Below are 10,663 nucleotides of genomic sequence, written 5' to 3' on the forward strand. Positions count from 1 at the left end.
ACACCACCACCCTCACCGACCACAACGCCACCACCACCAACACCTACTACTACGACGACTACGGCACCCCCACCGACCACCACGGCACCCCCCAAACCCCCAACCCCCACCACAACCGCCCCCACACCAACCCCATCCAATACGGCGGCGAATACACCAACCCCGACCACACCCAATACACTCCCGCCCGCACCTACCAACCCACCACCGGCACCTTCACCACCCGCGACCCCGCCCCCGTCTTCTACCGCCACAGCGCCTTCGACGCCGACCCCATCAACCACACCGACCCCACCGGCAACGGAGCGGCAAATATCATCGCAGCAAAGAAGATGAAAAGCCCAGATGGGAAATTGGATGGGAAGACTGAGGATCTCGACTATCTGGAAGCTGAGGTAAATTCGGCCGTCATGGTTTCCGATCCCGAGTTTTTGACGGCAATAGATTCACCCCGCGCGTCGTTCGATAATGCCCAAGCCAATCTAATTCTGCTAGCAAAAAGTGGCTGCAGTGTCGATGGAGGCTGCCTCACCGTTGCGGAATCTTCACTGAGGATGCTGGCCACTGGTCAGAGTCACACATTTTTCCGACTCGCTCAAATTAGGCACCAGGGGAACTATACGATGCGCGAGCATCGCGACATGAGAATGGGCCATGATTTTCTCGACTTCAACGATGCCGTGCGGCAGATCCAAAGCCAAAGTGCATCGGACAGGAAAATGTTGGCGATATTTTCACCGACCGCCCCGCAGCCCACTTACTCGCATTTCATGCTTTCCATGGTTGACGATCAAAATAGTCAGCATGTCATCCATGCGGCAGTCGACGCGGCAGGAACCTACTATCATATCGATCCCGGCACGAACCTGTACAAGGAGATACCGTCCGGGGCGAATTGGCTTGAAAGTCCATATGTCCTAGGGGAGGGCTTTGCCAATGCCCCAAAGTACAACAAATTCATCCCATTTGCAGTCGATGCAAACAAAGAGTGGCTAATTAGGGAATGAGGTCGACCGGCAATAGGTGGCCGCGGTGGACTCGTAAGGCGGGGCGGGGCGTGGGGTGTGCGCTCGACCACTCACCTGTGGCCGGCCTGGACCGGCGCCGGGACACCCTTGCGAGAGATGATGCCGGTGAATCCCCTTCCGGCAAGCACTGCACGGGAGTTCACACCGTCGTAGCCGCAGTCGAGGCGGACCTTCGGGCCTTCGGGCGGTTGGCCGGCGCGGTCGCGGACCGCGTCCAGGGTCGGCGCGAGCAGGCGGGAGTCGTGCCGGTTCGCGCCGTCGGGCACGACACCGACCGGGAGGCCTGCGGCCTAGGTGGCGACCGAGCGTTTCAGGGTCTGCTTGCCGCGGTCGACCAGCGAGCGTCCGGCCTTCTCACCATCGCCATCGCCCGGGGCCTTGGTGATGCAGCCGGCCGCAGGCCGATCATACGGTCGTAGGCTTCGAGGGCGAGCCGGTGGAGTTGCCGAGAAGTTCCTTGCTCTGCCCACAACTTCAGGTGCCCGCGGATGGTGCGGTCGGAGCAGCCGGGTGTCGCGATCCGCGCGTAGCCCGAGCCGTGGACCAGGGCGGCGATCACATGGTCGATCACCACACGGTTCGGTATCCGCGGGTTGCGGCATCCCAGCGCGTGACCTGCGGGTTACCGGGACCTGCTGGAGTGGTTGCACTCTCACGGTCACGTGCTGGTCGTAGGCACGGAGGGCACCGGCTCCTTCGGTGCCGAACTCGGCCGCTACCTTCGGGCCAACCGAATCGCCGTTGTCGAGGTGGACCGACCCGATCCCCGGGCGCACCGGGCGGCGGGGAAGTCGGATTCCATCGACGCATACGCGGCCGCAACCGCGGTCCTCGCTGGCCGCGCCACCGGCACCCTGAAGCACCGCGACGGCGCGGTCGAGGCAATCCGCGGACTGCGCATGGTACGCGCCAGTGCAGTCACGGCTCGCACCCAGACCATCAACCAGATCAAATCACTGATCATCACCGCGCCCGCCGCGGGTACTCGAAGCACTGCTCTCACTGACCACCACCGAACTGGTCCGACGGCTGGCCGCCAGCCGTCCTGGTGCCGATCTCGCCGCCCTGGCCACAGCAGTCAAAATCGCCCTCAAGCGCCTGGCCAAGCGGTACCAGCACCTGAGCGGGGAGATAGCGGAGGCAGACGGGCCTTCGCCCGTGAAGGTGGACACGCGGTTGGTTGTCACGCGGCGAGAGTGAGCTTAGCGGTGTGGTGTCGGTGTTCGTATTCGTTGGGGCTGAGGTGGCCGTTGGCGGAGTGGCGGCGGCGGGTGTTGTAGCGGGTCAGCCAGGCGAAGACGGTCCTCCTGCAGGTGGCGGGATCGCCGTAGTCGCGGGCGCCTTGGAGCGTCTCGCGTTTGAGGGAGGCGTGGAAGCTCTCGCAGGCCGCGTTGTCCGCGCTGCTGCCGACCGCGCCCGTCGGGCGGGTGACTCCCAGGTCCGAGCACAGGTCGGCGAAGGCCCTGGACCCGTATTGGGCCCCGTGGTCGGAGTGGAACACCGCCCCGTCCAGGCCGCCGCGGGTCGCGGCCGCCATCCGCAGCGCGTCGGCGACCAGGTCGGTACGCATGTTGTCGGCGATGGACCAGCCCACGACCTTGCGGCTGAAGCAGTCCAACACGGTCGCCAGGTAGAGGAACTCCCCCTCTGCCAGGGGCAGATAGGTGATGTCGCCCATGTACTTGCGTCCCGGTTCCGGGGCGTTGAAGTCCCGATGGAACAGGTCCGGGACTGCCTGGGCGGCCGGGTCGGGGACGGTGGTGCGGACTCTTCTGCGCAGGCGGATACCGGCGATGGAGTACGTCCGCATGACCCGGGCGACCCGTTTGTGGTTGACCAACGTCCCGGACTCGCGGAGTTCCGCGGTCACCCTGGGCGAGCCGTAGGCGCCGCCGGAGCCGGCGTGGATCCTGCGGATCTGTTCGACCAGGACCTGGTCCTCGCGCCGGCGGACGACCCTGGCGCCGGCCCCGCTGAGCCACTTGTAGTAGCTGGACCGGTTGAGGTCCAGGACCTGGCACAGCCGCTTCACCTCGTAGGTGTCCCGGTGGTCGTGGACGAACTGGAAGCGGCTCACCAGTTCGTCTCGCCGGCGAAATACTTGGCGGCCTTCCGCAGGATGTCCCGTTCGGTGGCCAGCTTCCGCTCGCTCGCTTCAAGCTCGGCCACCCGGGCCTCCAACTGCCGGATCCGCTCGTCCGGATCGTCGGACGCGGTCGGCTGTCCTGCCCTGGCTGCGGACGCGGCGCCGGTTCGCGGCCCGGTCGGGGCAATGCCGCGGCGCTCGCGGTCCCGCAGCACCCACTCGCGCAGTGTTGCCCTGTTGATGCCCAGGTCAGCGGCGATGTCCTTGTACGTCGCCCCGGGCGTGGACTCGTACAAGGCCACGGCATCGGCCTTGAACTCGTCCGAGTAGTCCTTCATCGCCATCGGCGGTGTTCTCGCTTCCTCCGGATCAAGCAGATCCAGTATCAGCGTGTCCACCCATCAGGGCGAAGGCCCGACCGCGACCTGCGTGTCTTGATCACCCGCACCTGGATCCTGAAAGCCACGATCGAGGCAGAGGACGACGGAGCAGTGCTCTCATTCGTGCGCGGGGGACACGGGATGGCGATCATGCCCGTGCTCTCCCTGACCGGAGCACCGGACTCGATCGAGATCACCGATCTCGGTCTGGAACGTCCGACGCGCCGTATCGGCTATGTGACCAGCTCAGAGCTCGCCAGCTCCGCTGTCGTGCGCGCTCTGGTACGGGAGTTGCGGGCCGCCGGCTCCGCCATCTGACTGGGTATGGCAGCCACTGCGCAAGGCCTTGCCGGTCAAGGTACGGCTGTCAGACCTGAACGTGGTCAGCAAGCACCACCGCCTGATGCCATCCACAAGTCTTGACGATTACCCACCGGGCAGCGGCCGAGACCGTACATGTCGGTGATCGCCGACCTCCTGATCGAGATGGTCGCCGCAGGGCAGGGCATCACGGTGCTCCCTACCTGGGCGGCGGCCGTGCGTCTCCTCCCATAAGTTGCGCACCGTTCGACTCGGCTCCGATCACGGGGGAACTTCAGACGGTATTCTGTTTAGTTTCGAGCGAGTCTTGGTCGGTACGACCAGGTGCACGGTCGGTGCGCGCGGCCGGGACGGGTCGTGGTGTTCGGTTCGCTTGAGTGCCCTGTTGGATATCTTGCATTTGATCACGCAGGGGTGGTGGAGCCTATCCCGGAAGTCTCTGGCAACGGAAGCCGACCCGCACGCCGGGCCAATGCCGCGCATAGCCGGTAATCACACGGCTGGAGTCGGCTTCGTTCCCGAGACAACGCTCCCGAAGCCCGAGCAACTCAATCTTTTCATTCGGCGGAGAATTGGATAACTTGCCGATCACTAGAAACGCCTTCCGCACGGGCGGCGAGGTAGGGCGAGAATCCGTCAGGCGAGTTGGACTCGACAGAAACAATCTTTCCGTTATGCGCCTTCAGTGCAAATTTCCCGTTTCCGAGATCGACATAGTCGAATTTCTCCAGGTCGCCAGGCCCGCGAGAGTCTGCATAAAGTATGTCATTGTTGAGACCGGGGATCGAGCGAACAAAGGCGCCATTGCTCAACTTGATGAAGAATTTTCCATCCCCAGCCGGAACGAAGGAGAAGTATCGCGATACATGACCTGCCCTCGAGGAGTCCGGCCGGACAACGGCGTAGCCAAAATCAGTCGGAGCCGTCACGAATTTTCCAGCGGTATGCAGGACGACCCTCTGATGATTGTCCGGATATGAGTAAGTGGCCGAAAGGCTAGATTTGTGGCCGTTCGTGGTGTAGGCGCGAATTCCGTCGACCACGATTCCGGAGGGCTGCGCCGCCTCACCTTCTTCGACCTTCATGACCCTACCTGCCGGGTCGCCGGAGGCGGAGTCCAGCACGGTGATGGAGCCGTCACCGCTGTTTGCGATGTACACGCGAGAAGAGTCCGGGCTGATCGCAACGCCCTGCGGCAGGGATCCCGTCGGAATGCTGCCCTTAACCGCCTTCTGGGAGCCGGTATCGATCATGGTGGCCGAATCGCTCGCGCTGTTGGTGAGGTAGGCATGCTTGCCGTCGTTGCTGACCGCGATCGCGCTGGGCTTCGCACCCTCCTGCCCTGTGGGGATCTCTGTGGTCGTGCCGTCGGCCGTGTCGATGACCGTGACGCTGTCATCCGCCCGGTTTGCCACATACGCCCGCTTACCGTCGCCGCTCACGGCGATTGCACTGGGTTGTGCGCCGGTGGGGATGGCCTCACCTACGGTCGTGCCGTCGGCCGTGTCGATGACCGTGACGCTGTCATCCGCCCGGTTCGCCACATACGCCCGCTTACCGTCGGAACTCACAGCGATAGCGCCCGGCTTGGCGCCGGTGGGGATGGCCTCACCTACGGTCGTGCCGTCGGCCGTGTCGATGACCGTGACACTGTCATCCGCCCGGTTCGCCACATACGCCCGCTTACCGTCGGACGAGGTCGTTACCGCACTCGGGGATCGGCCCGTGGAAACGTCCCGGCCCGCGTCCGGGCCCTCAGCGGAGATTCCGAAGATGGAAGCGGTGCTCTCAACGATGTTCGAGGAGACGGCGATCTTACGATCGAAAGAGGTCGACACGCCCTTCGCGTTTCCCACCATAGACTGGGGAAGCTGGGCCGCAGTCACGGTGTTGGAAATCGTGTTGGCAACGAAAAGCGTTCCGGATTCGGTCACCGCCGCCCCGTACGGGCCCTTTCCCGTCGTAATGCTGCTCCCCTTGACCAGTTCGCCGGTAAACGTGTCCAGCACTGACACCGAGCTGGGCTCGTCTGGGGTGGACGAATTGTTGGTCACGATGAGGTGGTCGGCCCACGGCGTTAGCGCGAGAGCTGACGGCTGGTTGCCGGCCGGGAGAACACTGGTGACAGTGTCGGTGGCGGTATCGATCACGGACACCGTGTTGGAACTCTGGTTCGCGACGTAGGCGTACCGTCCGTCGGGAGAAATGACGACACCCTGCGGGTTCTTCCCCACCTCTACGGACCCAGTGACGGTGTTGGTAGCAGTATCGATCACGGACACCTTGTCACTGCTGGTAGTCACGTACAGCCGGCTGCCGTCCGGAGTGATCGCCGCCATCATGGGGCCCGCGCCGACACTTACGGTCGCCTCGGTGCTGCCATGAGCGGTGTCGATGACCGATACCGTCCCATCCGTGTAGTTGACGACGTAGGCACGAGCCCCGTCAGGTGACACCACGATGCCGATTGGTCCCTTACCGGATGTGAGCGTTTTGGTGACGGTGTCGGTGGCGGTGTCGATCACGGACACCGTGGTGCCGACGCCGTCGTCGCCGTTGGCGCCGTTGTTCGTCACGTACAGAAGTGAGCCGTCAGGACTGGCGGCCATCCAGAGCGGAACGCTGCCGACCGGGATGGTCTTGACGACTGCCTTTGTGGCAGTGTCGATCACCGACACGCTCTTGGAACTCGAATTAGTGACATACGCGTGCTTACCATCGGGCAGAACTGTCACGTTCTGCGGGACCTTACCTACTGGGATATCACCCGCAGTCTTCAGCCGGGCTGGCAGCTCGATTTCCACGGTAGGCACCTCGGCCGAGTCCTTCGAGGCCACCACGGCTGAAGAATTTTCCAGCGCCGCGCCGGGCGACGCCATGACCATGGGAACTCCGACAGCGGCGATCGGTATCGACAGCGCTGCTAGAACATTACGACGGTTGATCGAGAACTGCCAGGAACCCATGGATGACCTCATTGGAATCGATGTACGCCACACAGATTTACGTCACCATCGAACCAGTCATCCCGAAGTCGGACCTCCCCCAACCGGACGAGTTTCAGGATGAACCTTGGCCATCACCGCGTCGCCGACGCCGAACGGCTGGTTCCTCAGGAGTCGAGACGACGAGCAACAGTGGCGGTGCGATGAAGAAGGGTGACGCTCCTTGAAGTTTCCCCGTGATCTCGGACACTCGTTCTTACACGGCGAGGGTGTGTCATTGTCGGGTCTCGTGCGGGGTCGGATAGCCCCGGCTTGGGTGTTTGCGTAGTCGGCGGCGGTTGTAGGAGGTCTCGATGAAGGAGAAGACCTCGGCGCGGGCGGTGGCCCGGTCGGGCCGGGTTCGTGTCCCGATCTCGGCTTTCGGGACCGCCCAGAAGCTCTCGGCTGCGGCGCTGTCGTAGCACGAGCCGCTACGCCCGGTGCTCGCTCTCATCCCCAAGTTGCTTATACGGGTGCGGAATTGACTGGAGGTGTGTTCGCCACCACGGTCGCTGTGTGCGATGCGGCCCGGTTCCGGGCGGGCACGTCCGTGGGCCATGTGCAGTGCGTCGATGACCAGGTCGGCGCGGTGGTGGTCGGCCATCGCGTAGCCGACCACCTCGCGGGTGGCCAGGTCCGGCCAGCAGGCCGGACAGAGCCGGCCCTCGTCGGCAACGGACTGGGGGCGGGGAGTGCAGCGGGCGGATGACTTGTCAGGGGCGGTCTTCCTGGGACCGCCCCTCGATCGTGTGCAGGCGGCGTTGGCAGTGGCAGCGACGGGGGCAGCCTCCGGCCGTGATCAATCACCCGCGCCTTTCTCGATCGGCAGGGTGCTGAACACCTGGCATCAGAAGATCCACAACCAACCTGTGGGACCTGATGGGGTGGTCTCCCCTCATCTGCTCTCATGTCCGTCTGGGGGGTGCGGTGCGGTGCGGCCCAGGAGCAAATAGAAGCGGATCGATCGAGGTTCCCCACGCGGGTCAACGCTCGTTCCGGATCATGCTTCCGTCTCGCACCACTCATCCGACAGGGACCCTCCGATATGCGGACTCGACATCCCGGCGCTGCGCCGGCCCCATCGCCCTCGCTCCCTCCTGCAGAGAGCGTGCGCCGGGTACTCCGTGGCCACGGCTGTCCCCGACCCGCTGGGCAGCCTGCGTTATGAATCCTGTTGTACGGTCCACCGCCCCGGCGGAGTGGCCGGAATACGTCGTGCGCCGTCGCTCTCGCCACCCCCGAGTGGTGCGTGACCGCGTCACCGACGCCCTCCGGCGACAACAACCAGTAGAAGAAATTCCCCTGTCCGGCAGGTACGACGTGACCTTGTTGGAAGGCTTCGCGCAGGCCGGGCGGTGAGGAGACACCCGACGACCGAGGAACCACGACGTGCAGATCTCTTCCCCACAGCTGGACGGCCCAAAGTCCGTTCCGGTCGAGGCCATCGGGCGGCCGGGCCAAACGCACGGCCTGCACCGTGGTCCGCGCAAGCCTCGTCGCTCGCAACGGTCGAACCGCGGCTCATCCGGGTCGGGCCAACACCGGAGGAAGACAGCGTGGGACCGTATCCCCGACCTTCCACGTTCCCTGGGCCGGCTGGCCGCCACCGAGCAGGCCTGGCTGGCACCGATCGGTGTCCTGGCTGTGGTGTGCGCGGTCACGCTTGCCTTGTCGGCGCCCGTGCACCTCGCCGTTCTGACGGCAGCGGCGCCCGTCGTAGCGGCTGTTCTGTGCAGTGTGAGGGTGACGCTGGTCGTATCGGCCCTCACTCTGGTGACAGGAACAGCTGTGACCTGCGCCGACGGAAGCTGGTCGGACAGCCAGGGGCCCGTGACAATCACCGCCTTGCTGGCCGTGTCGCTAGCGGCACTGTGGGCGCGCCGGGAACGGGACCGCTCGTTCAAACGCGCTCTCACGAGGACGAGTCTGGCCAACGAATCGTCGACGCAGGTCGGCCGACTGGGGATCAGCGGCTGGTACCTGGGAACGACGAAGTCACAGAGCCTCATCGGCGGTGACGTCTACATCGCGGTCAACACCGGCCACGGCGCCCGGATTCTCATGGGCGATGTACGTGGCAAGGGCCTGACCGGGATCGACTCGGCCGCGAGGATGCTCGCCGAGTTCCTGGCATCGGCGTACGAGGCACCCAGCCTGTCCCACCTCGCCCAGCGGCTCGAGACAGCACTGGTACAGCACGTCCAGCAGAGCCAGAAGGGCAACCCGGATGAAGTGTTCGTCACGGGAATGCTGGTGGAGGCGCCTCTGGATGAGCCGGTCCTGCGCATCGTCAACTGCGGCCACCCGGAGCCCTTCATCATTCACGAGGGCGCCTCCGAGCCGGTCGAGACACTCTCCACCTCACTGCCCTTCGGCCTCGGCGGGCTCTCCGCCAACGAATACGTCGTGGACACGATCCCGTTCAAAACCGGTGACACACTCGTCCTCTACACCGACGGAGTCACCGAGTGCCGAGGCGACGGAGGCGACTTCTATCCCCTTGCCGACCGCCTGGGCAACTGGACAGACCTCGGGCCTCGCGAACTGGCTCGGGCACTGCGTGTCGACCTGCTGTCGTACAGCCCGCAGGACCTGGACGACGATGCCGCGATCCTTGTGGCCCAACGCGTTAAGCAGGAGGACTTTCCTGGTATGCGGTCCGTATCCGCCGACGGCCTCGGGCCGATGCCAACTTGATCGCTCCAGCAGAAAAATGCACGGCCGGAGGAGACCGCCACAGGCGACGCACACCAGTCGGCCTTGCACCACCATCCCTCTCAGGTGGGAAGATCGCCGCCATGAACTCCCCCGACGACAGCGGCTACCGTCTGGAGTTCGACCCGTCCACCTTCCGGCATATCGACCAGCTTGGCATCGCCCGGGGATAAGACTCCACGATGTCGGCCGCGATGAACGGCTCAGGCACGGCTTCGACCTCGTGCACGCCCGGCTGGTGCTGGTACACGTGTCCGACCGGGACCGGCTGCTCCAGCCGTCTCGCCGGTCGGCTGTTGTCCGCGGACAACAATCTCAGCGATCTGGCCGATGACCGGGCTTCGCCGTCCCGGTCCGCCGGCGGCTCAGACGCGAGCCGCGACGTGGATCTCGCTGCGCTCCGGCCACCGGTCAGCGTTGGCCGCGATCGGGAGTGGCCCGGCCGGGTGACGGGGATTCCGGGAGTACCTGACCGGTCTGCTGCTGCCACGAGACCGGAACAAGACGCTCACCACGCTGGCCGGGGCGGAACCGGTGACCGGTGCCCAGCACCCGGCGGTGCAGCGGCTGCAGTTCTTCCTGTCGGAGTCGACCTGGAAGCTACGGCGACCACGACGAGCTCCGGCCCGCGCGAGGCGGGCCTGCCGTTCGTCATGGCCCTCAAGCCCCGCCGCGGCGCCTGTGCCCGCGGTATGGACGCGCACACCTCGGTGGAGGCCGCACGTGCTCTGACATGGACGGACGTCGAGCACCCCGGCGAGTGGACGCCGGTCGTCCGCACCTTCCGTGACGGGCACACCGAGACCTGGCGGGCCGCCGACGCCCGCCTGGGAGGCCGGGGACCGGACGGATTCACCCGCCTGGTCGTGGCCACCGCCTGGTCGATGGGATTGGCCCGGTCGATGGTCCGATCGGTGGCCTGCCGAGCAGGACAGGGGGGTGGATGTTGGTGTTACTCGCTGCCATCAGGCGTCGGGGCCTCCAGTGGGCAAGGTCGAGGATCGGTAGCCCGATTCTTGATCGCGGAGTGTAATTCTGTTTATTGATTTTGGGGTTTGTATGTCTGTGCGTGTGTCGGGTGTGGTGGGTTCGCGTCGTCTGGTGGTGGCGGGGGTGTCGGTGGTGGTGGGGGTGTTGGCGGCGCCGGTG

Annotated in this window: 4 protein-coding genes and 5 pseudogenes; 5 read left to right on the top strand and 4 right to left on the bottom strand. The window is 64.9% G+C overall.

The window, feature by feature from the left end; all coding sequences use genetic code 11:
- A pseudogene (locus tag AB0D08_RS39025) lies at positions 1 to 1,007 on the top strand (hypothetical protein); the annotation flags it as partial.
- Between the two features lie 74 nt (positions 1,008 to 1,081).
- Here the strand turns inward: AB0D08_RS39025 and AB0D08_RS39030 are convergent.
- Positions 1,082 to 1,641: pseudogene (locus AB0D08_RS39030) on the bottom strand (transposase); the annotation flags it as partial.
- Positions 1,642 to 1,690: 49 nt separating this feature from the next.
- Between AB0D08_RS39030 and AB0D08_RS39035 the strand changes: the two are divergent.
- Positions 1,691 to 2,308, top strand: coding sequence for a transposase (locus tag AB0D08_RS39035; RefSeq protein ID WP_359895091.1), 618 nt, complete (start codon positions 1,691 to 1,693; stop codon positions 2,306 to 2,308).
- On the opposite strand, the gene AB0D08_RS39040 is transcribed toward AB0D08_RS39035, so the two are convergent.
- Positions 2,212 to 3,458, bottom strand: a protein-coding gene (locus AB0D08_RS39040) for an IS3 family transposase (RefSeq protein ID WP_359895093.1) whose coding sequence is annotated in 2 segments (ribosomal slippage) — positions 2,212 to 3,116 and positions 3,116 to 3,458 — 1,248 coding nt in all. Because the reading frame shifts where the segments join, the coding sequence is not laid out codon by codon here. The genes AB0D08_RS39035 and AB0D08_RS39040 overlap by 97 nt on opposite strands.
- A gap of 99 nt (positions 3,459 to 3,557) precedes the next feature.
- On the opposite strand from AB0D08_RS39040, the pseudogene AB0D08_RS39045 reads away from it, so the two are divergent.
- Positions 3,558 to 3,812, top strand: a pseudogene (locus AB0D08_RS39045) (LysR family transcriptional regulator); the annotation flags it as partial.
- A 560-nt stretch (positions 3,813 to 4,372) separates the two neighbouring features.
- Here the strand turns inward: AB0D08_RS39045 and AB0D08_RS39050 are convergent.
- The gene (locus AB0D08_RS39050) at positions 4,373 to 6,781 is read right to left on the bottom strand and encodes a beta-propeller fold lactonase family protein (protein ID WP_359895094.1); all 2,409 of its coding nucleotides are present in this window, start codon (positions 6,779 to 6,781) and stop codon (positions 4,373 to 4,375) included.
- A gap of 253 nt (positions 6,782 to 7,034) precedes the next feature.
- Positions 7,035 to 7,454: pseudogene (locus AB0D08_RS39055) on the bottom strand (DDE-type integrase/transposase/recombinase); the annotation flags it as partial.
- A 734-nt stretch (positions 7,455 to 8,188) separates the two neighbouring features.
- Between AB0D08_RS39055 and AB0D08_RS39060 the strand changes: the two are divergent.
- Positions 8,189 to 9,496 carry a PP2C family protein-serine/threonine phosphatase gene (locus AB0D08_RS39060; protein WP_359895096.1) on the top strand — a complete coding sequence of 436 codons (1,308 nt, stop codon included), beginning with the start codon at positions 8,189 to 8,191 and terminating at the stop codon, positions 9,494 to 9,496.
- A 187-nt stretch (positions 9,497 to 9,683) separates the two neighbouring features.
- Positions 9,684 to 9,788: pseudogene (locus AB0D08_RS39065) on the top strand (SAM-dependent methyltransferase); the annotation flags it as partial.
- Positions 9,789 to 10,663: the final 875 nt, after the last annotated feature.

The organism is Kitasatospora sp. NPDC048540 (genome assembly GCF_040651175.1).
Lineage (GTDB): Bacteria > Actinomycetota > Actinomycetes > Streptomycetales > Streptomycetaceae > Kitasatospora.